Origin of the sequence: Variovorax monticola (genome assembly GCF_051216855.1) — a bacterium.
Lineage (GTDB): Bacteria > Pseudomonadota > Gammaproteobacteria > Burkholderiales > Burkholderiaceae_C > Variovorax.
On sequence record NZ_JBPJZP010000005.1, the window covers coordinates 367,671 to 392,685 of the forward strand.

A 25,015-nucleotide genomic window follows, 5' to 3' on the forward strand; every position below is an offset into this window, starting at 1 on the left:
AGCCCTTAGATGACAAAGACGTTGGTAATCGCAGAAAAGCCGTCGGTGGCACAGGACATCGTCCGTGCCCTCACGCCGGTGGCCGGCAAATTCGACAAACATGACGAGCATTTCGAGAACGACAGCTATGTCGTGACCAGCGCCGTCGGTCACCTGGTTGAAATCCAGGCGCCCGAGGAGTTCGACGTCAAGCGGGGCAAGTGGAGCTTTGCCAACCTCCCCGTGATTCCGCCGCACTTCGACCTCAAGCCGGTCGACAAGACGAAGACGCGCCTGAACGCCGTGGTCAAGCAGGCCAAGCGCAAGGACGTGACGCAGCTCATCAACGCCTGCGACGCGGGCCGCGAGGGCGAGCTGATCTTCCGCCTGATCGAGCAGTACGCCGGCGGCAAGACCGGGCTGAACAAGCCGGTCAAGCGCCTGTGGCTGCAGTCGATGACGCCGCAGGCCATTCGCGACGGCTTCGACCAGCTGCGCACCGAAAAGCAGATGCAGGGCCTGGCCGACGCCGCACGTTCGCGCTCCGAGGCCGACTGGCTGGTGGGCATCAACGGCACGCGCGCCATGACCGCGTTCAATTCGCGCGACGGCGGCTTCTTCCTCACGACCGTGGGCCGCGTGCAGACGCCGACCTTGTCCGTCGTCGTGGAGCGTGAGGAGCAGATCCGCAAGTTCGTCTCGCGCAACTATTGGGAAGTGCACGGCAGCTTCGCGGCCGAGGCCGGCACATACCCCGGCAAGTGGTTCAACCCCGACTGGAAGAAGGCCAACGCGCCGCTGCAGGCCAACGGCGAACCCGACGCCGAGCAGCGCGCGGACCGCGTGTGGAACGAGCAGGACGCAGTGGCCATCGCCAACGCCGCGCGCGGCAAGCCCGCCACGGTCACGGAAGAAAGCAAGCCCACCACGCAGGCCTCGCCGGGCCTGTTCGACCTGACCTCGCTGCAGCGCGAGGCCAACGGCCGCTTCGGCTTCAGCGCCAAGACCACGCTGGCGCTGGCGCAGAGCCTGTACGAACGCCACAAGGCGCTGACCTACCCGCGTACCGATTCGCGCGCGCTGCCCGAAGACTATCTGCCGGTGGTGAAAGACACCATGGCCATGATTGCCGACAGCGGCATGAAGCACCTGGCGCCGTTCGCCAGGCAGGCGGTCGACGGCAACTACGTCAAGCCCAACAAGCGCATCTTCGACAACGCGAAGGTGTCGGATCACTTTGCCATCATCCCGACGCTGCAGGCACCGAGCGGCCTGAGCGACGCCGAGCAGAAGCTCTACGACTTCGTGGTGCGCCGCTTCATGTCGGTGTTCTTCCCGAGCGCCGAGCACCAGGTGACCACGCGCATCAGCACGGTGGAGCAGGGCGGCAAGAAGTACCCGTTCCGCACCGACGGCAAGGTGCTGGTGAAGCCGGGCTGGCTTGCCATCTACGGCAAGGAAGCCCAGGACGACGAGAAGGAAGACGACAAGGACGGCAAGCGCCTCGTGCCGGTGAAGCCGGGCGAGATCGTGCAGGCCGAGACGGTCGACACCAAGGGCCTGAAGACGCGCCCGCCGGCACGCTACTCCGAAGCCACGCTGCTCGGCGCCATGGAAGGCGCGGGCAAGACCATCGACGACGACGAGCTGCGCGAGGCCATGCAGGAGAAGGGCCTGGGCACGCCCGCCACGCGCGCGGCCACCATCGAAGGGCTGATCGCCGAGAAGTACATGCTGCGCGAAGGCCGCGAACTCATTCCCACGGCCAAGGCGTTCCAGCTCATGACGCTGCTGCGCGGCCTGGGCGTGGAAGAGCTCTCCAAGGCCGAGCTCACGGGCGAGTGGGAATACAAGCTGGCGCAGATGGAGAAGGGCGCGCTCAGCCGCGAAGCCTTCATGCGCGAGATTGCCGCGATGACCGAGCACATCGTGAAGAAGGCCAAGGAGTACGACCGCGACACCGTGCCGGGCGACTACTCGACCCTGCAGACGCCGTGCCCCAACTGCGGCGGCGTGGTGCGCGAAAACTACCGCCGCTATGCCTGCACCGGCAAGACCGGCACGGGCGAGGACGCCTGCGGCTTCTCGTTCGGCAAGTCGCCGGCCGGGCGCACCTTCGAGGTGACCGAGGCCGAGGCCTTGCTGCGTGACAAGCACATCGGCCCGATCGACGGCTTCCGCTCCAAGGCCGGCTGGCCCTTCACCTCCGAGATCGTCATCAAGTACGACGAGGAAGCCAAGAACTTCAAGCTGGAGTTCGACTTCGGCGACGACAAGAACGCCGAGAGCGGCGAAATTGTCGATTTCAGCGAGCAGGACACCGTGGGCCCGTGCCCGATCTGCGGCGCGCCGGTGTTCGACCACGGCAGCAACTATGTGTGCGAAAAGTCGGTGCCCACCAACGCGCAGCCCACGCCGAGCTGCACCTTCAAGACCGGCAAGATCATCCTGCAGCAACCGGTGGAGCGCCCGCAGATGGAGAAGCTGCTCGCCACCGGCAAGACCGACCTGCTCGACAAGTTCGTGAGCATGCGCACGCGCCGTGCCTTCAAGGCCTTCCTGACGTGGAACGCCGAAGAGGGCAAGGTGACGTTCGAGTTCGCGCCGCGCGAAGGCGGCAGCAAGTTCCCGCCGCGCAAGACCTTCGGCAAGCCGGCGGCGAAGACCGCTGCCGCCAAGAAGGTGGCCGCGAAGAAGACGCCCGCGGCCAAGAAAGCACCGGCCGCGAAGAAGGCGGCCACGCCGCGCAAGCCGGGCGCGGGCCTGAAGCCCAGCGACTCGCTGGCCGCGGTGATCGGCGCCGACCCGGTGGCGCGCACCGAGGTCATCAAGAAGCTGTGGGACTACATCAAGGCCAACGGCCTGCAGGACGCGACCAACAAGCGCGCGATCAATGCCGACGCCAAGTTGAAGCCGGTGTTCGGCAAGGACCAGGTGACGATGTTCGAACTGGCGGGCATCGTGGGCAAGCACCTGTCGGCGCTTTGAGCATGCGGCGCAGGCACTTCAACGCAGGGAGCGCCGCGGGCCTCGTGCTCGCGGCAATCGCCGCACTGGCGGGCAGCGGCGCGGCGCAGGCCGCCACCTGGCCCGACAGGCCCATCAAGCTCGTGGTGCCCTTCCCACCCGGGCAGGCCACCGACATCTTCGCCCGCGCGCTCGCCGAGCAACTCGGCAAGCGGCTGGGCCAGCCGGTGATCATCGACAACAAGGCCGGTGCCGGCAGCAACATCGGCACCGAGTTCGTGGTGCGTTCGGCGCCCGACGGCTACACGCTGGTGGTGGCGGGCAGCGCGATGGCGGTGAACCAGACGCTCTACGCCAAGCCGGGCTTCGACCCGCGCAAGGATCTGACGGGCGTCTCGCTGATCGCGAAGGTGCCGCTGGTGTTCCTGGCCACGCCCGAAAGCGGCATCCGCACGCTGGCTGAGCTCACTGCGCGCGCCAAGGCAGAGCCCGGGCGCCTGAGCTACGCGAGCGCCGGCATCGGCGGCACGCAGCACCTGTCGGGCGAGATGTACAAGGCGGCGGCGCATGTGTTCATCACGCACATTCCCTACCGCGGCAGCGGGCCGGCGCAGTCGGACTTCCTGGGCAACCAGGTGCCGCTGATGATCGATTCGGTGACGGCCGCGCTGCCGCACATCAAGTCGGGCAAGGCGGTGGCGCTGGCCGTGACCTCGGCCACGCGCTCGTCGCAACTGCCCGAGGTGCCCGCGGTGCGTGAAACCGGCGTGCCGGGCACCGCGAATTTCGAGGCCGTGGGCTGGCTCGGCCTGATGGCACCGCGCGGCACGCCGGCGGACATCGTCGAGCGACTGAACCACGAGGTGACCGACATCCTGAAGGGCGAGCAGATGGCGCGCTTCATCCGCGAACGCGGCTCGGAGCCCGCCCCCACCACGCCGGTGGAGTTCGACCGCTTCGTGGCGAGCGAGATCGGGGTGTGGGGTGCGGCGGTGAAGGCTTCGGGCGCCAAGCCCGAGTAACCCGGACCAGGGCAGGGCGCCGGCACGCGGCCGGCGTCGAGCCCGTGTCAGGCCCGTGTCAGGCCGGCGCCACGGTCAACGCGTCCTTGTCGCGGTCGACCTCCGCGAGCAGCCAGCTGCGGAAATGGTCGAGCGTGGCCAGCTTGCCGCGCCCTTCCGGGTAGCAGAACCAGTAGCCCTGGTTGCCGCGGTAGCCGCCGCCGGGCAGCGGCTCGTCCACCAGCCCAGAGGCGATCTCGTCCTGCACCAGGCAGCGCGGCACCAGCGCCACGCCCATGCCCACCATCACGGCGCGGATCATGGTCTGGAACTGGTCGAACTGCGGGCCCGCGAGCGGGTCGAGCCCGCGCACGCCGTGCGCCTCGCTCCATTGCAGCCACGATTGCGGCACCGTGGCGTGGCGCAGCAGCGTGCAGCGCGCCACGTCCTGCGGCGTCTTGATAGCCACCTCGGCCTGCGCCGCGCGCGGCGCGATCAGCGCCACGTCCTGCCCCGCGAGGTAGTGCGAGCGGGCACCGGGCCAGTGGCCGTCGCCGAAAAGAATGGCGCAGTCGAGCTCGGGCCGCTCGAAGTCGTAGCCGTGCACGAAGGGCACGAAATGCAGCGTGATCTGCGGGTGCAGCCGCTGGAAGTCGGGCAGCCGCGGAATCAGCCACTTGGCGCCGAAGGTGGGCAGGGTCGACAGGTGCAGCGCGCCGCCGCCGTCGCCGCTGGTGATGAGCTCCAGCGTGGCCGCCTCCAGCTGCGCGAGCGTGGCGCGCACCGCCTTCTCGTAGCGCTCGCCGGCAGGCGTGAGCGCGAGGCGCTTGCGGCTGCGCTCGAACAGCGGTGCGCCGATCCAGCGCTCCAGTTCCTGCACCTGCTTGCTGACGGCGCCCTGCGTGAGGTGCAGCGCCTCGGCCGCGCGCGAGACGCCGCCGAAGCGCACCACGGTGGAAAAGGCGCGCAGCAGGTTCAGGGGAGGGTTGAGACGGCGCAGCGACATGGGCAGGACCTGGAAGGATGGCGATTAAAACATTCCGAATCGGAATATTAGCGGGTATATCCTTTGCTTCAAGTGAGGCGGCAAATTGCTTCTTCACTCTCAATGCACATTGGAATACACCCCATGCAACGTCGTCATTTCATTTCCACGCTGGCTGCCGCTTCTATCCTTCCAGGAATATCCTTTGCCCAAGGCAAGCCGATCCGTCTGGTCGTGCCCTTCCCGCCGGGCGGCGCCACCGACATCACGGCCCGCGTGCTCGGCGAGCCGATTTCAAAGATCCTGCAGCAGCCCGTGGTCATCGACAACCGCGCCGGCGCCGGCGGCTCCATCGGCATGGCCGAACTGGCCCGCGCCACGCCGGACGGCCTGACCTTCGGCATTGCCACGCTGTCCACGCACGGCGTGAACCCGGCCGTGTACCAGAAACTGCCGTACGACCCGATCAAGGGCTTCACCGCCGTGACCGAGATCGTCAAGGCGCCGGGCGTGATCGTCATCAACCCGGCCAAGCTGCCGGTCGCCAACTTCGCCGAGCTGGTGAAGTACCTGAAGGCCAACCCGGGCAAGGTGTCTTACGCCTCGCCGGGCAACGGCACCATCGGCCACATGTGGGGCGAGCTGTTCAAGAGCAGCACCGGAACCTCGATGGTGCACATCCCCTACCGCGGTGCGGGCCCGGCCATCAACGACGTGCTCGCGGGCGAAGTGCCGGTGTACTTCGACCAGGTCGCCTCGTCGCTGCCGCACGTGAAGTCGGGCAAGCTGAAGGCGCTGGCCGTGTCCTGGACCGGCCGCCTCGACGTGCTGCCCGACGTGCCGACCTACGGCGAACTCGGCTACCCGGCCAACAACGACCCGTCGTGGTTCGGCATGATCGCGCCCGCCGGCACGCCGGCCGACCTGGTGCTGCGCATGCAGCAGGCCGTGGCCGCCGCGCTGAAGGACGCCTCGGTGCGCGACCGCCTGGCGCTGCAGGGGCTGTACGCCTCGGGCACCACGCCGGCCCAGTTCACCAAGCAGATCGCCAGCGAGATCGACAAGATGAAGAAGGTGGCCGAGTTCGCACGCGTGCGACTGGACTGACCGCCCCCTGCCTATGCATCCAGTCCTGAAACTGATTCAAAACCGCGCCCAGGTGACCCGCATTGCCGGGCGCACGCCGCTGGTGCTGGACTCCCCGCACAGCGGCACCGTGTACCCGGAAGACTTCGGGACGGTGCGCGAGCTCGCGACGCTGCGCCGGGCCGAGGACACGCACGTGGAGAAGCTCTACGCCTTCGCGCCCGCACTGGGCGCGGCCTGGGTGGAGGCGCACTTTCCGCGCAGCTACCTCGACGCCAACCGCGACACGACCGAGATCGACACCACGATGCTGCAAGGCGCGTGGACCGACCCGGTTTCCACCGACCCGCGCGTGCTGTCGAAGGTGCGCCTGGGCAAGGGCCTGATCTGGAAGCTCACCGACGAGGGCCTGCCGATCTACGACCGGCAGTTGCCGGTGGACGAAGTGCGCCAGCGCATCGACAGCTGCTGGCGCCCGTACCACGCGGCCGTGACGCAGGCGATGGACGAGGCGCACGCGCGCCACGGCTACGCCATCCACATCAACTGCCACTCGATGCCGGCCATCGCGGCCAGCCACGCGACCGACTTCCCGGGGCTGGCGCATGCCGACTTCGTCATCGGCGATCGCGACGGCAGCACGGCGGACCCGGCACTGTCGCGCAGGATCTGCGAGCACCTGCGCGGCTTCGGCTACAGCGTGGACTACAACCACCCCTACAAGGGCGTGGAGCTGGTGCGCCGCAACGGCGACCCGGCGGCGAACCGGCACAGCATCCAGGTGGAGATCAACCGCAAGCTCTACATGGACGAGGCCACACTGGCGCTGGACGATGCCGGCGCGGCGCGGCTGCAGGCGCACCTGCGCTCGATGGTCGAGATGCTGCTGGCCACGGACCCGCGCTGATCCGTCGGTTCCTTGCGATCAAGGGGTGAAGTCGGTCGACACCGACACCGCCTCCCACGCCGCGATCTCCGCCTGCAGCGCGCCCAGCTTCTCGCGCACCACCTTCACCGCGTCGGGGCCGAGCAGCAGGTGCGCGGGCGGGTTCGCCGCTTCGGTGATCTGGACCATGGCGCGCGCGGCCTTCGCCGGGTCGCCCGCCTGCTTGCCGCTGCGCGCCAGGCGCGCCTCGCGCACCGGGCCCATCACCGGCAGGTAGTCGTCGATGCTCTGCGGCGCGCGCACCATCGAGCGGCCCGCCCAGTCGGTGCGAAAGCCGCCGGGCTCCACCGCCGTCACGTGGATGCCGAAGCTCGCCACCTCCTTGCCCAGCGTTTCCGAGATGCCCTCGAGCGCGAACTTGCTGCCGTGGTAGTAGCCCAGCCCCGGAAAGGTCACGATGCCGCCCATCGAGGTGATGTTCAGGATGTGGCCGCGCCGGCGCGCGCGCATGAAGGGCAGCACCGCCTTGGCCATGGCGACCGCGCCGAACACGTTCACCTCGAACTGTTGGCGCAGGTCGTCGAGCGACGACTCCTCCACCGTGCCCTCGTGCCCGTAGCCGGCGTTGTTGACCAGCACGTCGATGGGGCCGACCGTGGCCTCGACCTCGGCCACCACGCGCAGCACCTCGGCGCCGTGCGTCACGTCGAGCAGGCGGCCGAAGGAGCGGCCGGGTTGCAGCGCGTCGAACTCGGCGCGGGCGGCCTCGTTGCGCAGCGTGCCGACCACGCGGTGGCCGGCGGCCAGCGCTTCCTGCGCGAGCGCGCGGCCGAAGCCGCTGCTGACGCCGGTGATGAACCAGGTCCTAGGGGAAGAAGAGGGGGAAGAAGAGGGGGAAGAAGGGGGGGAAGAAACCGTCATGGCAATGTCCTTGGAGAGGGAATGGAACAACCGATGGCCAGACTGTGCGCGCGCCGCATCGACTTGATAATCCGCCCAATCGACGAAGCACCTTGAAGGTTTTCTTCAAGATCAACCGGATCTTTTCCGCCCCCTTCATGCGCCAGGACCAGCTCGACGGACTCGTCACCTTCGTGGCCGTGGCCGAGACACGTGGCTTTTCGGCCGCCGCGGTGCGCCTGGGCGTGTCGCCCTCGGCCGTGAGCCAGGCCGTGCGGCTGCTCGAAAAGCGCGTGGGCGTGCCGCTGTTCAACCGCACCACGCGCAGCGTGAACCTCACCGAAGCCGGCGCTCGCTTTCTGGAACGCATACGCCCCGCGGTGCAGGAACTGGCCTCGGCCTCCGACGAACTGAGCGACAGCGCCGATCGCCCCTCGGGCCTGCTGCGGCTCACGGTATCGCGCGGGGCCTACCTGTGGGTGCTGCAACCGGTGCTCGGCGCCTTCCTCCGTGCCTACCCGCAGATCGACTTGGAAGTGTCCATCGACAACACGCTGGTCGACATCGTGGGCCAGGGCTTCGACGCGGGGATCCGGTTCGGCGGCATGGTGGAGCGCGACATGGTGGGCATGAAGGTCGGTCCGCCGATGGCCAATTGCATCGTCGCCGCGCCGCGCTACCTGGCCGAGCGCGGCACGCCGGTGCATCCGCGCGAGCTGCTGGCGCACGACTGCATCGGCTTTCGCTTCGCGAGTTCGGGCCAGCTGGAGCGCTGGGAGTTCGAGAAGAACGGCGAGGCGATGACGCTCGCGGTGAGCGGCCGGCTGGTGATGAACGACGTGGCCCTGATGCTCGAGGCCGCCGTCGACGGCTTGGGCATCGCCAACCTGATCGGCAGCTTCACCGAGCGCCCGGTCGCCGACGGCCGGCTGGTGCAGCTGCTGGCCGACTGGACCACGCCGCTGCCCGACCTGACGCTGTACTACCCAGACCGCAAACGCGTGCCGCCCAAGCTGCGCGCGCTGATCGACCACCTGCGCGCAACAACCCTGCCGGCGCCGGGCGTGTTGTGACAGGGCGGTCAGGCCGGCGGCCTATAGTGGGCCGGTAACCACCGTCAACCAATCACTCTTCGGGAGTTTCCAGTGAAGCCATTCATAGCAGCCGTGTTCGTGATCGCCATGGGTGCGCTGGCGTCGGGATGCGCGGGTACGGGGTCGGCAGGCAGCGGCGCCAATGCATCGGGCGCGACCGGCGGCAGCGGCGTCACCGTGTTCGGCACCATCGACGCTGGCGTCAGCAGCACGACGAACAAGTCGTCGCGCTGAGTACCGGACTGCGCGTCCCATCCGCTCAGACCGCCTCGGCCAGGTAGCCATGCAGCGCCCCGCGCAGCTGCCGTGACAGCGCCTGCAGGTCGGGCCGCCCGCCGGTGCCGATGTGCATGTGCGCCACCAAGCCGTAGATGAGGGTCTGGCACACGCGGGCCACTTCCTTCTTCTGGCAGTCGGGCCCCAGGTCGCAGGCGGCGTCGAGCACGCCCACCCACTCGCCGACGAAACGGTCGTACATCTTGCGGTAGGCCTCGGGGCTGGAGAGGTGCCGCTCCAGCAGGTAATGCGCGCCCCAGGCCAGCGGCTGCTCTCGGTGGGCGTCGAGCTGCGCGTCGATCACCGCGTCGACGATCTCGCGCAGCGGCCGGCCCGCATGCGCGGCCACGGCCGCGCGCATGCCCAGCAGCAGCGCCTTGGAGCGCAGGTGCAGGCACACGCGCGCCAGGTCGTCCTTGTTCTCGAAGTACTCGTAGAAGCTGCCGAGCCCCGTGCCGGCCACGGCCGCGATCTCGCGGATGGTGATGGCGGCGTAGCCTTTCTCGACCAGAAGCCGAACAAAGGCTTCCTGCAGCGCCTGCGAGGTGAGGCGCGCGCGGGACTGCCGCGGCTTTCTTCTCGGGGCGGCGGCCGCGGCGCGAGGGCTTGTCGTCATGCGCACCGAACCCGAACACCCTGCGGGCGTGTTGTTCCTAGAATTTCGGGACCCATCGAACGGATTCTGCAGTGGCCTTGCGCGAGAGGGCGCCGCCTGAATCTGTCCGACGCATTTCACGGGCACGGCAGAGACCGCCGATACACGGAGACACACGGAGACACACCATGACCACCACCGGCATCCACCCCGACAACCAGGTCCCCGAACTCAAGGACTACAACGTCTACACCAGCGACCCCGCGCTGCGTGGCGCGGTGGCGCGCGGCGGCGCCGAATGGCGCAACGCCGAACTGGTGCGCCAGGGCGCGGAGTACGGTGCCGAAGCCACGCTGCGCGCCGCCGAGAACGCCAACCGCCACGAGCCCGAGCTGCACACGCATTCGCGCACCGGCGAGCGCATCGACCAGGTCGAGTTCCACCCCGCCTGGCACACCCTGATGACCATCGCGCGGCGCAACGGCATCGCCAACCTGCCGTTCTTCGACGAGCGGCCCTCGGCCTGGGTGGGCTACGGCGCGTCGCTGTACATGCACAGCCAGATCGAGTCGGGCTCGACCTGCCCCACCACCATGACCAAGGCCTGCATCCCGGTGATGCGGCGCAACGCGGCGCTGTACGCGGCCGTGCGCGACAAGCTCGCCTCGAACGAACACGACCCGCGCGACATTCCACTCGAAGGCAAGACCTCGATGACCGTCGGCATGGGCATGACCGAGAAGCAGGGCGGCAGCGACGTGCGCAGCAACACCACGCGCGCCGTGCCCGCGGGAAGCATGGCAAGTGGCCCTTGGGGCGAAGAGTTCCTCATCACCGGCCACAAGTGGTTCTTCTCGGCGCCGATGTGCGACGGCCACCTGGTGCTGGCCAGGACCGGCGAACACGGCGCGTCGTGCTTCTTCGTGCCGCGCTGGCGGCCCGACGGCAGCAAGAACCCCGTTCACATCCAGCGCCTGAAGGACAAGGTGGGCAACCGCTCCAACGCCAGCAGCGAGGTGGAGTTCAAGGAAGCCTGGGGCGTGCTGGTGGGCGACGAGGGCCGCGGCATCCCGACCATCATCGAGATGGCGACCATGACCCGCCTCGACTGCGCGCTGTCCAGCGCCGGCTTCATGCGCCAGGCCTTCGCGCAGGCGCTGCACTACACGCGCAACCGCTACGCCTTCGGCAAGGCGCTGGTCGACCAGCCGGTGATGACCGAGCTGCTGGGCGACATGGCGCTGGAGTCCGAAGGCGCCACGCTGCTGGCGATGGGGCTGGCCTCGCGCTTCGGCTCCGCCGCGCCGCTGGACACGGCCTGGCGCCGCCTGCTCACGCCGGCGGCCAAGTTCTGGAACTGCAAGCGCGCGGTGGCGCTCGCCGGCGAGGCGATGGAAGTGTTCGGCGGCAATGGCTACGTGGAAGACGCGCCGATGGGCCGCCTGTTCCGCGAGGCGCCCGTCAATTCGATCTGGGAAGGCTCGGGCAACGTGATGTGCCTCGATGTGCTGCGCGCCGTGTCGCGCAACCCCGACGACGTGCACATGGTGCTCGACCAGCTGCAGGGCATCGCGGCCGGCGAACCGCGCCTGCTGGCCGAACTGCAGGCCGTGCGCCGGATGGTGCAGTTGCCGCCGCAGGACCTGGAGCGCCAGGCACGCCGCTTCACGCAGCGGCTGGTGCTCTCGACGCAGGCCTGCCTGATGCTGGAACACGCGAGCGCGCAGGCCTCGGCCGCGTTCGTGTCCAGTCGCTTCGACCCCGACTGGGGTGCGGTGACGGGCATCAGTGCCGGCACCAGCGACCCGGCTGCGCTGGTGCGCGCCGCCTGGCACTGAGCAAGCGGCGCCGCGCGCTCAGCGCCTGAGCAGCGCGCGCTGCAACATGCGCGCGGCGCGGTCACGGATCTTGCCGGTGTTGGAACGCAGCGACGAGCGCGGCGCGACCTTGGCGGTGGCGCAGGCCCACAGGAAGTCGTGCAGAACGGGCGTGTCGTCGACCGTCTCGTTGCTGCCCTGCTTATGGAACTCGGGGTGCCACTGGGTGGCGGCGATGTAGCTGCGGCCCCGGTCCGGCCGGCGGCGAATGGCCTCGGGCACGCGGTCGGGCAGGCTCCAGGCCTCGATGTCGAAGCCGGGCGCGATGTCCTTCACGCCCTGGTGGTGGATGCTGTTGACGCGCGCCGTCATGGTGTCGGGAAACAGCTTGGACAGGCGCGTGCCCTGCACCACCTCGATGTCGTGAAAGTTCTGGTCGTAGGTAACCGGGTCGCGGTGGCGCAGCCCGCCGTCGTGCTGCGCCTCGATGTCCTGGTAGAGCGTGCCGCCGAAGGCCACGTTGATGAGCTGCAGCCCGCGGCACACGCCGAAGATGGGCTTGCCCGCCTGCTCGAAGGCCTCGACCAGCGCCAGGTCGTAGAGGTCGCGAATCTGGTCGCCGATCCACGCATCCTTGAGCGGCACTTCGCCGTAGCTGCCCGGCCACACATCGGCGCCGCCGTGCATCACCACGCCGTCGAGCCATTCAGCGTAGTGCGACAGCTTGGTGTCGCCGCGCGCGGTCTCGCCGGTGGGGCAGGGCACCATCACCACCATCGCGCCGGCGGACATGAGCCAGTGCGCGATCGATTGCTCGACGTACTGCAGCGTCTTGTTGGTGAAGAGAGAGCGGGCCGGGTCGGCGTGCGAGAAGCAGGCGGACAGGCCGATCTTGAGCCGTGCGGAAACAGGTTGTGTCATCGCGGGACTGTCCACGGTGCGAACCGGACGAGGGGTGCGAAAAGGAAAATCCATTGTGGCTCTTTGGCCTCTCGCACGGGGTCGGACGACACGCCAAGTATGCTTTCAACGCCGCCCCAACCCATAAGGAAGACAAGCCGATGAAAACCATCCAGGGCCCCGCCATTTTTCTGGCCCAGTTCGCCGGAGACACCGCCCCGTTCGACACGCTCGACGGCATCGCCGGATGGGCGGCCAGCCTCGGCTACAAGGGCGTGCAGATTCCCAGCTGGGACGCACGCCTGTTCGACCTGAAGAAGGCCGCGCAGAGCCGGACCTACTGCGACGAGGTGACGGGCACGCTCGCCGCGCACGGGCTGCGGATCACCGAACTCTCGACCCATCTGCAAGGCCAGCTGGTGGCGGTGCACCCGGCCTACGACGCTGGCTTCGACGGCTTCGCGGCGCCCGAGGTGCGCGGCGACCCGGTGCGGCGCCAGCAGTGGGCGGTGGAGCAGTTGCACTTGGCGGCGAAGGCTTCGGCCAACCTGGGCCTCACGGCGCATGCGACCTTCTCGGGCGCGCTGGCCTGGCCGTACCTGTACTCGTGGCCGCCGCGTCCGCCGGGACTCATCGAAGAGGCCTTCGACGAACTGGCGCGCCGCTGGCGGCCGATCCTCGACGCCTTCGACGCCGCGGGCGTGGACGTGGGCTACGAAATTCACCCCGGCGAAGACCTGCACGACGGCGTGAGCTACGAGATGTTCCTGGAGCGCGTGAACAACCACCCGCGCGCCTGTCTGCTGTACGACCCGAGCCACTTTCTGCTGCAGCAGCTCGACTACCTGGCCTACATCGATCACTACCACGAGCGCATCAAGATCTTTCACGTGAAGGACGCCGAGTTCAACCCCAGCGGCAAGCAGGGCGTGTACGGCGGCTTCCAGAGCTGGATCAACCGGGCCGGGCGCTTCCGCTCGCTGGGCGACGGCCAGGTGAACTTCAAGGCCATCTTCTCGAAGATGGCGCAGTACGACTTCCCGGGCTGGGCGGTGCTGGAGTGGGAGTGCTGCATCAAGCACCCGGAAGACGGGGCGCGCGAAGGCGCGACCTTCATCGCCGATCACATCATCCGCGTGGCGGACCGGGCCTTCGACGACTTCGCGGCGGGCGGCGTCGATGCGGCTGCGAACAAGCGAATGCTCGGTATCGCGTGAAAGGCTGAACTTCAGCGGTGCATCGGGCAACCGTTGCGCTCGCTGCGAAAGTTGGAAGACGCCGCATACGCCACCTTGCGCGCGCGCATCACGTTGCCCAGCGGGCGGTGGTCCGCCAAGGCGTGCCAGGGGTTGAAGGCCATGCCGTCGTCGAACTCTCGCGCCAGCGCCTCGCTCCAGACCTCCTGCGGATCGGCGGTGATGCGCGCAACCGCAATGAACGGGCTCAGCTCTTGCGACCACTCGACCGAGGCATCTTCCACGGGCATGCGTTCGAGGTCGACGCACAGCTGCGCGCGCAACTCCCATACCGCCGGCTGCTGGCGCATGAAGTCGGCAACCGCCTCCCGCGTGCCGTCGGGCTTGTCGGTCAGGTCGATGGGTGCGTTCTCCAGTGCCAGCAGCGCGGGCGACACCGGCACCAGCTGCAGCTTGGCGATGTAGTTGCCGTAGCGCATCGGCACCTGCGTGAAGAAGGTGGCACCCAGCGGATGCGTCTCGGGGTGGCCGCCCATGGCGATGAGCGTGCCGCTCTTGCCGCCGACCGCCTCGACCGCTTTCTCCACGCCCTGCAGCACGCTCGAGAGCACACGCTTGGCGTTCGGCGCCTTGTCGGTGGTACTGGCGAGCAGCTTGAGACTGCGCAGGAAGCCCTTGGCGTCGGGCGCGGCGAAGACCGGGCCGTCTACGAAGAGAAAGTCCTGCGTGCTGTCGCCTTCGGAGCCGTCGACACGCGCGCCCTCGACGCCCATGACCTTGATGGCCATGCCGCGCGGCAGCGAGACGCGGTCGTCGAGCACTTCGGCAGGCGGCGTCGAAAGGCGCATCACCACCGGAAAGCGGCGCGCCGCCGCGAAGAGGCCTTGGGCCAGCGGCTCGGGCAGGCCGTCGAGCACGCGCAACTCGCCGCGCAGCAGGCCGTGGCTCTTCGCGTGCACGGCGCGCATGGCATGGCCCGTGTGGTCGGCCATGGTCTTCTCCATGTCGACGAGGGTGGCGACAAGGTCCGTCTGCGTCTGGGCCTCGTCGTCGTGGAAGGTTTCCACGGCGGGGTCGTAGCGAACGGGGGCGGTAGAGGGCGTCGTGGTCGTGTTCATGGAGAGATTGAGCGCACCGGCGCCGCGGGCGGCTGTAGGAGCGCTTCGGCAAAGCGTGCGCTCGAACGCCTGCCAGGCCTGCTCGCTGCTGCAACCATGTTTTGATAGCAAACAACGCTTGCCGGACGGCCCATTGCGCCCTATTTCATGGAACCGTTGTAATTAAGACAAGCAGCCGTCACGCCCCGCAAGCTATAATGTCGGGTTCGTTTCGATACCACGACGAAGAATTTCGTCAATACCGCCGGCTGACCTGCATCGTCCCTTGGATTCTTCAGGCCTCTCATTCCCAAGCCGGTTTCACAGTGTGTTGGAGCGCCAGACCGGGCGCCCATGATTGCCACCACTGCCTTCGTTCTTGTTGAAGCGAATAGCGCGTCCGCCGCGCCGTTCCGGCCGGCCCACGCCCGTTTTCAATCATTTTTCAGGCATTTCGCGCTCTGCATTCGCGCGCTGTGCCAAGGCTTCATGGACATCATTCAACACAGTATCGCGGTGGGCAAGTACCTTGTTTCCCCGCTCATTCGACACCAGGACGACGGCAACTACGCCGCCTCCGTCTCGATCCGCTCCGGCCACGGCAGCGGCATGCACGACCGCGTGATGCGTTTCACGCCGCGCTTTGCCAGCCGCGCCGCCGCCGCGGGCTACGCCATCGACCAGGGCCTGGGCTGGGTGCGCGAACGCGCGCCCCGCAATGCCCCGCTCGCGCTGCCCTGCGCAGGCTGAAACAATCACGCCGAATTCCATTTCCAACACACATCGAACGATTCAGAGGTAATCACCCATGCCCAAGGAAGAACTGATCGAAATGAACGGCGCAGTGACCGAAGTGCTGCCCGATTCGCGCTACCGCGTCACGCTGGACAACGGCCATCAACTGATCGCCTACAGCGGCGGCAAGATGCGCAAGCACCACATCCGCATCCTGGCGGGCGACAAGGTGTCGCTCGAACTCTCGCCCTACGACCTGACCAAGGGCCGTATCACCTTCCGTCACCTGGAACGTCGCGGCCCGCCGCCGACCGGCGGCGGCAACAACTCACCCCGCCGCTGATCCGCGACGCTCGAAAAGCCTTGCGGCGCCCCTCGAAGGGCGCCGGCAAGGCTTTTTGTCTTTCACGGACCACGGCTGCAGAACGATGACCACACCCACTCCCACAGCCGGCGGCCCGCAAGCCCAGGCCCCTGCCGACAACGGCTTTGCCGCGCTGGCGCTTTCGCCCCAGATGCTGGCCAACCTCACGCAGCTCGGCTATACGCAGATGACGCCGATCCAGGCCGCCAGCCTGCCACCGGCGCTGCTCGGCAAAGACCTGATCGCCCAGGCCAAGACCGGCAGCGGCAAGACCGCCGCCTTCGCCCTGGCGCTGCTGTCCAACCTGAACCCGCGCCGCTTCGCCGTGCAGGCGATGGTGCTGTGCCCCACGCGCGAACTGGCCGACCAGGTCACCACCGAAATCCGCCGCCTGGCGCGCGCGGAAGAAAACATCAAGGTCGTCACGCTGTGCGGCGGCGTCGCGTTGCGCGGGCAAATTGCCAGCCTGGAGCACGGCGCCCACATCGTGGTCGGCACACCCGGACGGCTGATGGACCACCTGGAGCGCGGCAACCTCGACCTGTCGGCGCTCAACACGCTGGTGCTCGACGAAGCCGACCGCATGCTGGACATGGGCTTCTTCGAAGACATCGTGAAGGTGGCGCGCCAGTGCCCCAAGGAACGCCAGACGCTGCTGTTCTCGGCCACCTACCCCGAAGGCATCGCCAAGCTCGCGCAGCAGTTCATGAAGAACCCCGAGCAGATCACGGTGCAGGCGCAGCATGAAGGCAGCAAGATCCGCCAGCGCTGGTACCAGGTGAAAGACAGCGAACGGCTGCACACCGTGAGCCTCTTGCTCGACCATTTCCGCCCCGTCAGCACGCTGGCCTTCTGCAACACCAAGCAGCAGTGCCGCGACCTGGTCGAGGTGCTGCAGGGGCAGGGCTTCAGCGCGCTGGCGCTGTTCGGCGAGCTGGAGCAGCGCGAGCGCGACCAGGTGCTGGTGCAGTTCTCCAACCGCAGCTGCTCCGTGCTGGTGGCCACCGACGTGGCCGCGCGCGGGCTCGACATCTCGCAGCTCGAAGCGGTGATCAACGTCGACGTGACGCCCGACTCCGAAATTCACATCCACCGTGTCGGGCGCACCGGCCGCGTGGGCCAGCAGGGCGGCTCGGAAGGCCTGGCGCTCAACCTGGCCAGCATGAACGAGATGGGCCACGTCGGGAAGATCGAGCAGCTGCAGGGCCGCGAATCGGAATGGCACGACCTGGCCGAGCTCACGCCGGGCAAGGGCGAGCCGATGAAGCCGCCCATGGCCACGCTGCAGATCGTGGGCGGGCGCAAGGAAAAGATCCGCGCCGGCGACGTGCTGGGCGCGCTCACGGGCGACTGCGGCTACGCCAAGGACCAGGTCGGCAAGATCAACGTCAACGAGTTCTCGACCTATGTGGCGGTCGACCGCGCCATCGCCGAAGAAGCCGTGCGCAAGCTGTCCAGCGGACGCGTGAAGGGCAAGTCGGTCAGGGTGCGGCTGCTGACGCTGCAGGACCTGGGCGAGTAGGCGCCCCAGGCTGCGGCGTGGCGAGCGCCGCGGCCTCCCCGTGCGCCGAGGTCGGCGCCACCGGCGCGTCGAGCACCGGTGCCGGCCCTGTCGCAGGGGTCTTTTCAGGTGCCTCCTGCCTGGCCAGCTTCGCGGCCAGCCGGAACGCCACCACCACCGCCAGCAACCCGAAGATCGACGAGCCCACCGCCTGCCCCACCAGCACGCCGGCCGCGCCGTGCTGCGAGCCCCACCAGGCGAACGGAATCGTCCCCATCGTGGCGCGCCCCCAGTTGAACGCGGTCGACAGCAGCGGATGCCCCAGGTTGTTGAACGACGCATTCGCCACGAACAGCCCGCCCGCGAAAAAGAAGCTCGGCGCCAGCCAGCTGCAGAACAGCGAGATCAGCTCCGCCGCCAGCCCCTCGGCCGAGAACGCGCGAATCAGCACGCCCTGGCCCAGCGCCAGCACCAGCCACGCCGCGGCCACAGACGCCACCATGAACAGCAGGCTGTCGCGCAGGCCCTCCTGCACCCGCCGGTACTGCCCCGCGCCCAGGTTCTGCGCCAGGATCGGCCCGACCGCGCCGCTCAACGCATAGACCAGCCCGAAGGCCACCGGCGTGAGCCGGTCGATGGTGGCCGCGCCCGCCACCGCCGACGCGCCGAACTGCGCCACCGCGTGCGTGACGAAGGCCGCGCCCACGGGCGTGGCCAGGTTGGTCAGCACCGCGGGCCCGGCCACCGCGGCGAGCACGCGCGCATCGCCCGCCAGGCGCGACATGTCGAAGCGCCCGAGCATGCGGTGCGTGACCATCACGCCGTGCAGCCCGATGGCCGCCAGCACCAGGCGCGAGACCACCGCGCTGATGGCCGCGCCGTCGAGCCCCAGGCCGAAGCCGAAGATCAATATCGGGTCGAGCACCGCCGTGACGAAGGCCGCCGCGAGCGTCACCGTCATCGAGCGGCGCGCATCGCCGACCGAACGCAGCAGCGCCGAGCAGGCCATGCCGATGCCCAGCAGCGGCAGCGTGTGCACCGTCACCGACAGGTAGCGCTGCGCCAGCCGCGCCGTCTCGCCCTGGGCCCCCAGTGCCTGCAGGGCCGGGTGCAGGAAGAAGGCCGTGCCCGTGCCCACCACCACCGACAGCACCGCCATCAGCACCAGGCTCGACGTGCCGATGCGCCGCGCATCGGCAAGGCGGCCCGCGCCCACCGTGCGCGACACCACCGCCGCGATGCCGATGGTCAGCCCGATGCACAGCGACGCGTGAAAAAACCCCACCACGCCCGCGAAGCCGACGGCCGCCGCCGTCTCCTTCTCGCCGAGCAGGGAGATGTAGAACAGGTTGATCAGGTCGACCGCGAACACCGCGATCAGGCCGATGGCGCCGGTGCCCGCCATGATGCAGACGTGGCGCAGCAGCGACCCCGAAACGAAGCGCGGACCCTCGACACCGCTGGCTGTTTCGGTTACTGGCATGTGAAATCCTTGAATGTGGCCTAATTGCCCCTCGAACATTCATCACTTTTACCCGAGCTTTTCATGCCCAAGACATTCCGTACCGAAGCCGAACGCGTTGCCACCCCCAAGCCGACGCCGCTGCCCGGCTACACCGCGCCTCGCTCCGGTGGCGGCCAGAAGGTCAGCCTCGAACGCGGCACCGCAACGCGCAGCAAGAAGAACCCTGGCAAGCGTCCCAAGAAGGGCGGCTGATCCAGCACCCATGGCTCCCACGAGCCACGACGAACGCGCCCCTGGGCGCGTTTTGTCATTGGGGCCTCTGAAAAAACCGCCATGTCCGACGACAACCAGATCTTCATTCCGCCCTCGTTCTTCGCGGTGTACAGCGACACGCGCCAACGCCTGAGCGAGCCGATCGCCGTGGTGCGCGCGCGCTACGAGATCTGCGAAGACCTCGCCAGCCACCTCGTGGGCCACGCGCAGATCCAGCACCACACCGAGGTGCCCGTCGAAAGCGAGATCCTGCGGCGCATCCACGCCGGGCTGGCGACAGCCGAGTCGGGCGTGTCCACGGCCGAGGCCACGTGGATCGTGCAGCGGCTGGCCGAGTTGCTGGGCTGGCCGGGTTGGGAAGAGCCCTCGCCGGAGCCCACGGGCGACTGACTTGTCCAGGGAGCGATCCGTGCTGCTGAAGGTCGGAGAACTTGCCAGGCACACCGGCCTCACGGTGCGCACGCTGCACCACTACGACGCCATCGGCCTGCTCGCGCCATCCGCGCGCTCCGATGCCGGCTACCGGCTCTACAACGCCGCCGACATCGGCCGGCTGCATGCCATCCAGGCGCTGCGGCTGCTGGGGCTTGCGCTGGCGGAAATCGGCGGGCTGCTTGGTGCCGAAAGCGGCTCGCTGCCCGCGATCATCCAGCGCCAGATCGCATCGCTCGACCAGCAGATCGCCCAGGCCACGGTCCTGCGCGAACGGCTTGCCTTGCTCGAAGAGCGGCTCGCCGAAGGCGCCCAGCCCGACATGAAGGACTGGCTCGTCACGCTGGCGCAGATGACCACCTACGGCCGCTATTTCAGCCCCGCCGAGATCAAGTCGGTGATGGCCAACTGGCGCGCCGTGGCCGACCAGTGGCCCCCGCTCATCGCCGACGTTGCCGCGCTGATGGTGCGCGGCGTGCCCGCCGATGCGCTCGAGGTGCAGCCGCTCGCCTACCGCTGGATGAACCTCATGGGCCAGTGGATGGACGGCAACTACGACCTCGTCACGCGCTGGGGCGAGATGTACCGGCGCGAACCGGTGGCACGGCGCGACGATGGGCCGTCGGCCGACTTGATCGACTACATCGGTGCAGCCATGGACCTGCGCATGGCCGCGCTGCTGCGCCACCTGGACACCGAGGACTTCGCACGCCTGGGCAAGCCGCCCGAAGACGAATGGCGCCGCCTTGGCGAAGAGCTCGCCGCCCTCCAGGCGCGCGGCATATCGCCCGGAGACGACGCGGTGCAAGCCGTCGCGCTCGCCTGGGTGCGACTCTTCGATGCCTTCACCGACCACGACCCGGTGCTGGCCGAGCGGCTGATGAAGGCCATGGCCACGGAACCGGTGCTGCAGGCGGCAGCCGTGGTCGGGCCAGCGGTGCGCGGCTACCTGCTGCAGGCCATCGCCGTGCACCCGCAAAGAACTTCGAAGCCCGGCCCCGCCACCCCTTGACCCTGACGTTGCGTGAGGCTCGACAGTCGGCCCCATGAACAACGCACACGCCCCCCGACGGCTCCACGCGCTCGACAACCTCCGTGCCCTGATGATGTGGCTCGGCATCGTGCTGCACGTGGCCCTCAACCACATCACCGTCAATTCGCCGCTGCCCTGGCGGGACCCGCAGACCTCACCGGTGGCCGACCTGCTGCTGCTCTTCATCCACAGCTTCCGGATGCCGGTGTTCTTCGTGCTGGCCGGCTTCTTCGTCGCGCTGCTGGTCGAGCGGCGCGGCGCGGGTGGCATGCTGAGGAACCGCGGCCTGCGGCTCGCGCTGCCCTTCGCGGTGTTCTGGCCGCCGCTGTTCGTGCTGACCACCGTGCTGGCGATGGTCTACATCCACCTGACGGTGCACGGCGTGCCGGGCATAGACACTGCACTGACCCCCGCGCGGCAGCCGGGCGGCTCGCCCTTCAACACGATGCACTTGTGGTTCCTGTACCAACTGTTCTGGTTCAGCGTTCTGGCCTGGGCCGGCGTGCGGCTGCAGCGCTTCGTGCCGGTGCGGCTGCGCGATGCCGTAGCCCGCAGCTTCGCCTTGTTGGCGGAACGCCGCTGGGGCTTCCTGGTGCTCGCACTGCCGCTGGCGGCGACAGGCGCCTTCCATCCGTCGGGCTTCGTGATGGAAAGCGGCTCGTTCCTGCCGCAGTTCTCCGAGTGGATGCAGAGCGGGCTGTTCTTCGTGTTCGGCTGGTACCTGCATCGCGATCAGGATCGCCTGCTCGCGCTTTTTGCTGCGCGCTGCAAGGGCCTCGCGTTCACCGGGTTGGCGTTCTTCGTCGCAACCTTCGCGCTGCTGGGCGCGCTGCACGGCCGCGCCCCGTACCGCCTGCCGCACCCCGAGTTCTGTATCGCCTTCGCCTACAACGCGACCTCGTGGCTCTGGAGCCTTGCGCTGATCGGGTGCTTCGTGCGCTACGTGCCGCGCCAGAACGCGGTGCTCACGTACCTCTCGCAAAGCTCGTACTGGGTGTACCTGGTGCACATGCTCGGCACCATCGGATTCGGCACCCTGCTGTTCAACGCGCCCTTCGGCGCGCTCACGAAGATGGGGCTGAACATCGCTGCCACTTCGCTGGCGGCACTTGCGAGCTACCAGCTGCTGGTGCGCTACACGCCCATCGGCACGCTGCTGAACGGCCAGCGACTCAGGCGGGCGCGGCGGTCGCCTGCCTCAGAAGGCTCAGATACCCCGGCTGCAACTCCATCCGCCCCGTCGCGCCCTGGCGCTGTAGCAACCGGTGCGCCTTCGGCAGCGCCCAGCACGGCAGGCTGGTGAACATGTGGTGCTCGCAGTGGTAGTTGACCCAGTAGGGCGCCACCAGCAGCCGCGCCAGCCAGCCGGCATGCGTGGTGCGGGCCTGGCGCATCGGGTCGGCCTCGTTCTGTGCGACCAGCGCATGCTCGGCGATGTTGCGCACACGGCTCACCAGCGGCAGCCATGTGGCCATCGGCAGCAGCCACATCGCCAGCCATGCCCACCCGTAGCCGGCCAGCACGAAGGCCAGCAAGCCCAGGCCGTTGCCGATCAGGAAGCGCCGGTCCTTCGCAAGCTCCCGGCCCAAGACCTTCAACGCCGATTCGCCCGGTGCACGCGCGCGGATGCCCTCGGCGACATGGCCAAAGCGCTGCTTGTAGAAGGTCTGCCCGCTCAGGTCGCGCGCCACCTTGCGCCACATCGAGGCGCGCGTGATCGGAAAGGGCGCCGACAGCACGAGGTCGGGGTCCTCGGTCTGCTGCACGAAGCGGTGGTGCTGCAGGTGATACGGCCGGTAGTCGCGCAGCGACGACGAGCACAGCCAGTGGCCCACCCAGTCGTTGACCTTGCGGTGGCGGTGCAGCCCCGCATGCGCCGCATCGTGCATGAGGATGAACAGGCCCAGCTGCCGCGCGCCCACGATGGGCACCATGAGCGGCACGGTCCACGGCCATGCGATGCCCACCAGCATCGCCGCGCCGATGGTGCCCCAGCAATGCGCCACCAGCCACAGCCCCTTCCACGACGAGCGCGCGGTGAGCGCGCGCCACTCGTCGGCGGTGAAGAAGTCTTCGGGTTGGGCACGGGGGGCGGCGGCCATGCGTTTCAGTATGCGCCGCGAGCCCCGGCGGCACACGCGGAATTCCCCGGGGTACGGACAGAGGCCGCAGGGCCTACTTGTCGATGATCTTGCGCGCGAAGACCTCGAGGTAGTCCATCAGCCGTTCGGCGCCCGCGACGGCGGCGGCTTCGTCGCCGGTGGCGATGCCCTGCGCCAGTTCGAGGTGCGCGTTGGCCCCTTCGACGATCTCGCCCTCGTGCTGGTAGGCGTACCAGAAGCGCCGGCACTGCACGATCAGCGGCACCACAGCCTGCACCGCCGAGTCGTTGTGGCTGGCCTGGTGGTTGACGAGGTCGAGCGCATGGTCGGCGCGCATGTAGTCGGTGAGGTCGCCGCGGCCCGCGGCCTCGACCATCGCCTGTGCGCAATGCACGATCTGTTCGCGCTGCAGCGCGGTGGCGCGCCGCGCCGAGCAGGCGGCCACCAGCCGTTCGAGCACGCGCCGGGTCTGGATCACGTCCAGGTGGTCCGCCAGGTCGATAGCCGACACCAGCAGGCCCCGGCGCGGCTGCTGCACGATGAGCCCGATGGACACCATGCGCATCAGCGCTTCGCGCACCGGCGTGCGGCCCAGGCCCGTGCGCTCGGCAAGCTCGGCCTCCACGACCTGGCTGCCGGGCTGGATCTGCAGGGTCGACAGCAGCGTCTCGATGGCGTCGTAGGCCACGTCGGCGGCACGGCGCTTGGGGAGAGGGCGGGAGTCGGGGGTCGGGGCGGCCATGGGGTTGTTCTGCGGATGCGGCGGCGTCATTGTCGAGGGTCGCCGGGCTCGGCGAGCGCGGCCAGTGTCGCGATGCGGACCGGCGACAGCGGCGGGCGCGGCACGGGCGGTGCCCAGCCAAAGAGGAACTGCGCGGCGTCGCCGCAGACGCGGCCCTGGCAGGCACCCATGCCGCAGCGATGGTGCAGCTTGGCGTCGGTCCAGCCGGTGCATGTCGACAGCGCGGACAGCGGCACGTCTTCGCAGCGGCACACGAGCGTGTCGGGCCAGGGCATCGTGCGGAGGTCCGGCGCCAGAGCAAAGCTTCGGTGCAGCTGCGCGGCAAAGGCATCCCACCTGGCGCGTTCGCCCTGGTGTGACTTGGCTTGGGTTTCGTCGCCGACGGCCGCATGGCCCGCGATGGCGCCCTGGGCCAGCGCGCGCTCGCTGCCGCCGAAGCCCGTGCACTCGCCGGCGGCATAGATGCCCGCGACGCTGGTGGCTTGCAAGGCATCGACCGACAGGCCTTGTGCCCCAAGCGCGCAGCCGAGCATCTGGCCCAGCTGCGTGTTGGGCACGAGGCCGAAGCCGCAGGCCACGCGGTCGCAGGCGATCCCGGCCTCGCGGTCGCCCTGCCTGAGCCGGACCGATTCGACCTGCGCCGTGCCCTGCACCGCCACGATGCGCGACCCGGTGCGGTACTGCGCATTGGCCAAAGCGACGGCCTGCACTGCCTTGCCGGGCCAGCGCACAAGGCTGGCGCCGAAGCGCGCGACCGATGCGAACGAAGCCTGCTCGGCGATGCGCAACACCTTCGCGCCCGCCGCGCGCGCCGTCGCCGCGGCGGCCAGCAGCAAGGGCCCGCTGCCAGCGATGACGATGCGTTGGCCCTCGACCGGCATGCCCGCCTTGACGAGCGCCTGCAGGCCGCCCGCGCCCGTCACGCCGGGCAGCGTCCAGCCGGGGAAGGGCAGCAGCAGCTCGCGCGCGCCGGTGCACAGGACGAGCTTCTTCCATTGCATGCGCGCGGCGCCCTCGGCGTCCTCCAGCAGCAGTTCATGGGCGGCGGACACGGCCACGACGCGCGTGCCGCTGCGCACGCGGACGTTCGCGTGTCGCCCGAGCGCATCGCGCCACCGGTGCGCGGCAGGTGGCAGCGCCGCGCCCGGACCGTCGCGCCAGATCTGTCCGCCTGGCGCGGGGTTGTCGTCGATGACGACGACCGATGCGCCGCTGGACGCAGCCGCCACCGCCGCGGCCATGCCGGCCGGTCCCGCGCCGACGATCAGCACGTCGCACCGTTCCAGCGCAATGCCGTTCATTCCGTCGTCTCCACGCGCATGCCTTCGGCGCACACCGTCTGGCACGCCAGTCGGCGCCGGCCGTCGACCCACACGCGGCATTCCTGGCACACGCCCATGCCGCAGAACGGAGCGCGCGGCTGGCCCGTGACCGAGGTGCGCGCCACGCCCATGCCGCCGGCCACGCACAGCGCGGCGGCGACCGAGCTGCCCGCCTTCACGCGCACCAGGCGGCCGTCGATGTGCAGCAGGGTATGACCGCTCATTGGAGGACCTCCGCGCTGCGCGCTACGGTGCGAGCTTGCTTGG

Annotated in this window: 24 protein-coding genes and 1 pseudogene; 15 read left to right on the plus strand and 10 right to left on the minus strand. The window is 68.8% G+C overall.

From position 1 onward, the window contains the following. Positions 1-9: 9 nt before the first annotated feature. Entirely contained in the window at positions 10-2,967 is a 2,958-nt protein-coding gene (locus tag ACSFA5_RS19555) for a DNA topoisomerase III (protein WP_435445692.1), read from the plus strand. Between the two features lie 2 nt (positions 2,968-2,969). Continuing rightward, complete coding sequence (locus ACSFA5_RS19560; protein WP_435445693.1) at positions 2,970-3,968, plus strand: tripartite tricarboxylate transporter substrate binding protein; 999 nt, start codon at positions 2,970-2,972, stop codon at positions 3,966-3,968. Between the two features lie 58 nt (positions 3,969-4,026). On the opposite strand, the gene ACSFA5_RS19565 is transcribed toward ACSFA5_RS19560, so the two are convergent. Next, positions 4,027-4,953, minus strand: coding sequence for a LysR substrate-binding domain-containing protein (locus ACSFA5_RS19565; protein WP_435445694.1), 927 nt, complete (start codon positions 4,951-4,953; stop codon positions 4,027-4,029). A 123-nt stretch (positions 4,954-5,076) separates the two neighbouring features. Between ACSFA5_RS19565 and ACSFA5_RS19570 the strand changes: the two genes are divergently transcribed. Both ACSFA5_RS19570 and ACSFA5_RS19575 read left to right on the plus strand, forming a co-directional pair. Further along, positions 5,077-6,039, plus strand: coding sequence for a tripartite tricarboxylate transporter substrate binding protein BugE (locus ACSFA5_RS19570; protein ID WP_435445695.1), 963 nt, complete (start codon positions 5,077-5,079; stop codon positions 6,037-6,039). 13 nt (positions 6,040-6,052) lie between these two features. Next, the gene (locus ACSFA5_RS19575; protein ID WP_435445696.1) at positions 6,053-6,925 is read left to right on the plus strand and encodes an N-formylglutamate amidohydrolase; all 873 of its coding nucleotides are present in this window, start codon (positions 6,053-6,055) and stop codon (positions 6,923-6,925) included. Between the two features lie 18 nt (positions 6,926-6,943). On the opposite strand, the gene ACSFA5_RS19580 is transcribed toward ACSFA5_RS19575, so the two are convergent. Continuing rightward, the gene (locus tag ACSFA5_RS19580; RefSeq protein WP_435445697.1) at positions 6,944-7,825 is read right to left on the minus strand and encodes an oxidoreductase; all 882 of its coding nucleotides are present in this window, start codon (positions 7,823-7,825) and stop codon (positions 6,944-6,946) included. A gap of 92 nt (positions 7,826-7,917) precedes the next feature. Here ACSFA5_RS19580 and ACSFA5_RS19585 point away from each other — a divergent pair, with 92 nt between their 5' ends. Both ACSFA5_RS19585 and ACSFA5_RS19590 read left to right on the plus strand, forming a co-directional pair. Then, a complete protein-coding gene (locus ACSFA5_RS19585; RefSeq protein WP_435445698.1) occupies positions 7,918-8,877 on the plus strand; it encodes a LysR family transcriptional regulator in 960 nt (319 codons plus the stop codon). Between the two features lie 72 nt (positions 8,878-8,949). After that, complete coding sequence (locus tag ACSFA5_RS19590) at positions 8,950-9,132, plus strand: hypothetical protein (RefSeq protein ID WP_435445699.1); 183 nt, start codon at positions 8,950-8,952, stop codon at positions 9,130-9,132. Between the two features lie 25 nt (positions 9,133-9,157). On the opposite strand, the gene ACSFA5_RS19595 is transcribed toward ACSFA5_RS19590, so the two are convergent. Then, a complete protein-coding gene (locus ACSFA5_RS19595; RefSeq protein ID WP_435445700.1) occupies positions 9,158-9,790 on the minus strand; it encodes a TetR/AcrR family transcriptional regulator in 633 nt (210 codons plus the stop codon). Between the two features lie 167 nt (positions 9,791-9,957). On the opposite strand from ACSFA5_RS19595, the gene ACSFA5_RS19600 reads away from it, so the two are divergent. Then, positions 9,958-11,607 (plus strand): acyl-CoA dehydrogenase family protein, encoded by a 1,650-nt coding sequence (locus ACSFA5_RS19600; protein WP_435445701.1) that lies wholly within the window; start codon positions 9,958-9,960, stop codon positions 11,605-11,607. A gap of 18 nt (positions 11,608-11,625) precedes the next feature. Here ACSFA5_RS19600 and ACSFA5_RS19605 read toward each other — a convergent pair whose 3' ends face one another. Beyond that, complete coding sequence (locus ACSFA5_RS19605; protein WP_435445702.1) at positions 11,626-12,507, minus strand: gamma-glutamyl-gamma-aminobutyrate hydrolase family protein; 882 nt, start codon at positions 12,505-12,507, stop codon at positions 11,626-11,628. Positions 12,508-12,647: 140 nt separating this feature from the next. Between ACSFA5_RS19605 and ACSFA5_RS19610 the strand changes: the two genes are divergently transcribed. Further along, the gene (locus ACSFA5_RS19610; RefSeq protein ID WP_435445703.1) at positions 12,648-13,703 is read left to right on the plus strand and encodes a sugar phosphate isomerase/epimerase family protein; all 1,056 of its coding nucleotides are present in this window, start codon (positions 12,648-12,650) and stop codon (positions 13,701-13,703) included. Between the two features lie 11 nt (positions 13,704-13,714). Here the strand turns inward: ACSFA5_RS19610 and ACSFA5_RS19615 are convergent, their stop codons facing one another. Continuing rightward, the gene (locus tag ACSFA5_RS19615; protein ID WP_435445704.1) at positions 13,715-14,800 is read right to left on the minus strand and encodes a catalase family protein; all 1,086 of its coding nucleotides are present in this window, start codon (positions 14,798-14,800) and stop codon (positions 13,715-13,717) included. A 468-nt stretch (positions 14,801-15,268) separates the two neighbouring features. Between ACSFA5_RS19615 and ACSFA5_RS19620 the strand changes: the two genes are divergently transcribed. From ACSFA5_RS19620 to dbpA, 3 genes are all read left to right on the plus strand, one after another. Next, entirely contained in the window at positions 15,269-15,529 is a 261-nt protein-coding gene (locus tag ACSFA5_RS19620) for a hypothetical protein (protein WP_435445968.1), read from the plus strand. 58 nt (positions 15,530-15,587) lie between these two features. Beyond that, positions 15,588-15,857, plus strand: coding sequence for a translation initiation factor IF-1 (gene infA, locus ACSFA5_RS19625; RefSeq protein ID WP_354352836.1), 270 nt, complete (start codon positions 15,588-15,590; stop codon positions 15,855-15,857). A gap of 85 nt (positions 15,858-15,942) precedes the next feature. After that, positions 15,943-17,400, plus strand: a complete 1,458-nt coding sequence (dbpA, locus tag ACSFA5_RS19630; protein WP_435445705.1) for an ATP-dependent RNA helicase DbpA — start codon at positions 15,943-15,945, stop codon at positions 17,398-17,400. On the opposite strand, the gene ACSFA5_RS19635 is transcribed toward dbpA, so the two are convergent. Further along, positions 17,360-18,862, minus strand: coding sequence for an MATE family efflux transporter (locus tag ACSFA5_RS19635; protein WP_435445706.1), 1,503 nt, complete (start codon positions 18,860-18,862; stop codon positions 17,360-17,362). The two genes, dbpA and ACSFA5_RS19635, sit on opposite strands and share 41 nt — an antisense overlap. A 63-nt stretch (positions 18,863-18,925) precedes the next feature. On the opposite strand from ACSFA5_RS19635, the gene ACSFA5_RS19640 reads away from it, so the two are divergent. From ACSFA5_RS19640 to ACSFA5_RS19655, 4 genes and pseudogenes are all read left to right on the plus strand, one after another. Further along, entirely contained in the window at positions 18,926-19,096 is a 171-nt protein-coding gene (locus ACSFA5_RS19640; protein WP_165840364.1) for a hypothetical protein, read from the plus strand. 81 nt (positions 19,097-19,177) lie between these two features. Next, entirely contained in the window at positions 19,178-19,507 is a 330-nt protein-coding gene (locus ACSFA5_RS19645) for a hypothetical protein (RefSeq protein ID WP_435445707.1), read from the plus strand. A 19-nt stretch (positions 19,508-19,526) separates the two neighbouring features. Beyond that, positions 19,527-20,561: a MerR family transcriptional regulator gene (locus ACSFA5_RS19650; protein WP_435445708.1), complete on the plus strand. Its 1,035-nt coding sequence runs from the start codon at positions 19,527-19,529 to the stop codon at positions 20,559-20,561. A gap of 34 nt (positions 20,562-20,595) precedes the next feature. Next, positions 20,596-21,639 (plus strand): annotated as a pseudogene (locus tag ACSFA5_RS19655) (acyltransferase family protein); the annotation flags it as partial. A gap of 115 nt (positions 21,640-21,754) precedes the next feature. Here ACSFA5_RS19655 and ACSFA5_RS19660 read toward each other — a convergent pair. From ACSFA5_RS19660 to ACSFA5_RS19675, 4 genes are all read right to left on the minus strand, one after another. Continuing rightward, complete coding sequence (locus ACSFA5_RS19660) at positions 21,755-22,684, minus strand: fatty acid desaturase family protein (protein WP_435445709.1); 930 nt, start codon at positions 22,682-22,684, stop codon at positions 21,755-21,757. A 73-nt stretch (positions 22,685-22,757) separates the two neighbouring features. Continuing rightward, the gene (locus ACSFA5_RS19665) at positions 22,758-23,426 is read right to left on the minus strand and encodes a GntR family transcriptional regulator (protein ID WP_435445710.1); all 669 of its coding nucleotides are present in this window, start codon (positions 23,424-23,426) and stop codon (positions 22,758-22,760) included. 26 nt (positions 23,427-23,452) lie between these two features. Next, entirely contained in the window at positions 23,453-24,727 is a 1,275-nt protein-coding gene (locus ACSFA5_RS19670) for an FAD-dependent oxidoreductase (protein ID WP_435445711.1), read from the minus strand. Beyond that, positions 24,724-24,972, minus strand: a complete 249-nt coding sequence (locus tag ACSFA5_RS19675) for a (2Fe-2S)-binding protein (protein ID WP_435445712.1) — start codon at positions 24,970-24,972, stop codon at positions 24,724-24,726. The genes ACSFA5_RS19670 and ACSFA5_RS19675 overlap by 4 nt, the downstream gene beginning before the upstream one ends. Positions 24,973-25,015: the final 43 nt, after the last annotated feature.

Bases quoted from the DNA above. Each gene is read 5' to 3' on its own strand.
- ACSFA5_RS19555 (WP_435445692.1), top strand. From the start codon at position 10: ATGACAAAGACGTTGGTAATCGCAGAAAAGCCGTCGGTGGCACAGGAC.
- ACSFA5_RS19560 (WP_435445693.1), top strand. From the start codon at position 2,970: ATGCGGCGCAGGCACTTCAACGCAGGGAGCGCCGCGGGCCTCGTGCTC.
- ACSFA5_RS19565 (WP_435445694.1), bottom strand. From the start codon at position 4,953: ATGTCGCTGCGCCGTCTCAACCCTCCCCTGAACCTGCTGCGCGCCTTT.
- ACSFA5_RS19570 (WP_435445695.1), top strand. From the start codon at position 5,077: ATGCAACGTCGTCATTTCATTTCCACGCTGGCTGCCGCTTCTATCCTT.
- ACSFA5_RS19575 (WP_435445696.1), top strand. From the start codon at position 6,053: ATGCATCCAGTCCTGAAACTGATTCAAAACCGCGCCCAGGTGACCCGC.
- ACSFA5_RS19580 (WP_435445697.1), bottom strand. From the start codon at position 7,825: ATGACGGTTTCTTCCCCCCCTTCTTCCCCCTCTTCTTCCCCCTCTTCT.
- ACSFA5_RS19595 (WP_435445700.1), bottom strand. From the start codon at position 9,790: ATGACGACAAGCCCTCGCGCCGCGGCCGCCGCCCCGAGAAGAAAGCCG.
- ACSFA5_RS19600 (WP_435445701.1), top strand. From the start codon at position 9,958: ATGACCACCACCGGCATCCACCCCGACAACCAGGTCCCCGAACTCAAG.
- ACSFA5_RS19605 (WP_435445702.1), bottom strand. From the start codon at position 12,507: ATGACACAACCTGTTTCCGCACGGCTCAAGATCGGCCTGTCCGCCTGC.
- ACSFA5_RS19610 (WP_435445703.1), top strand. From the start codon at position 12,648: ATGAAAACCATCCAGGGCCCCGCCATTTTTCTGGCCCAGTTCGCCGGA.
- ACSFA5_RS19615 (WP_435445704.1), bottom strand. From the start codon at position 14,800: ATGAACACGACCACGACGCCCTCTACCGCCCCCGTTCGCTACGACCCC.
- ACSFA5_RS19620 (WP_435445968.1), top strand. From the start codon at position 15,269: ATGGACATCATTCAACACAGTATCGCGGTGGGCAAGTACCTTGTTTCC.
- infA (WP_354352836.1), top strand. From the start codon at position 15,588: ATGCCCAAGGAAGAACTGATCGAAATGAACGGCGCAGTGACCGAAGTG.
- dbpA (WP_435445705.1), top strand. From the start codon at position 15,943: ATGACCACACCCACTCCCACAGCCGGCGGCCCGCAAGCCCAGGCCCCT.
- ACSFA5_RS19635 (WP_435445706.1), bottom strand. From the start codon at position 18,862: ATGCCAGTAACCGAAACAGCCAGCGGTGTCGAGGGTCCGCGCTTCGTT.
- ACSFA5_RS19640 (WP_165840364.1), top strand. From the start codon at position 18,926: ATGCCCAAGACATTCCGTACCGAAGCCGAACGCGTTGCCACCCCCAAG.
- ACSFA5_RS19645 (WP_435445707.1), top strand. From the start codon at position 19,178: ATGTCCGACGACAACCAGATCTTCATTCCGCCCTCGTTCTTCGCGGTG.
- ACSFA5_RS19660 (WP_435445709.1), bottom strand. From the start codon at position 22,684: ATGGCCGCCGCCCCCCGTGCCCAACCCGAAGACTTCTTCACCGCCGAC.
- ACSFA5_RS19665 (WP_435445710.1), bottom strand. From the start codon at position 23,426: ATGGCCGCCCCGACCCCCGACTCCCGCCCTCTCCCCAAGCGCCGTGCC.
- ACSFA5_RS19670 (WP_435445711.1), bottom strand. From the start codon at position 24,727: ATGAACGGCATTGCGCTGGAACGGTGCGACGTGCTGATCGTCGGCGCG.
- ACSFA5_RS19675 (WP_435445712.1), bottom strand. From the start codon at position 24,972: ATGAGCGGTCATACCCTGCTGCACATCGACGGCCGCCTGGTGCGCGTG.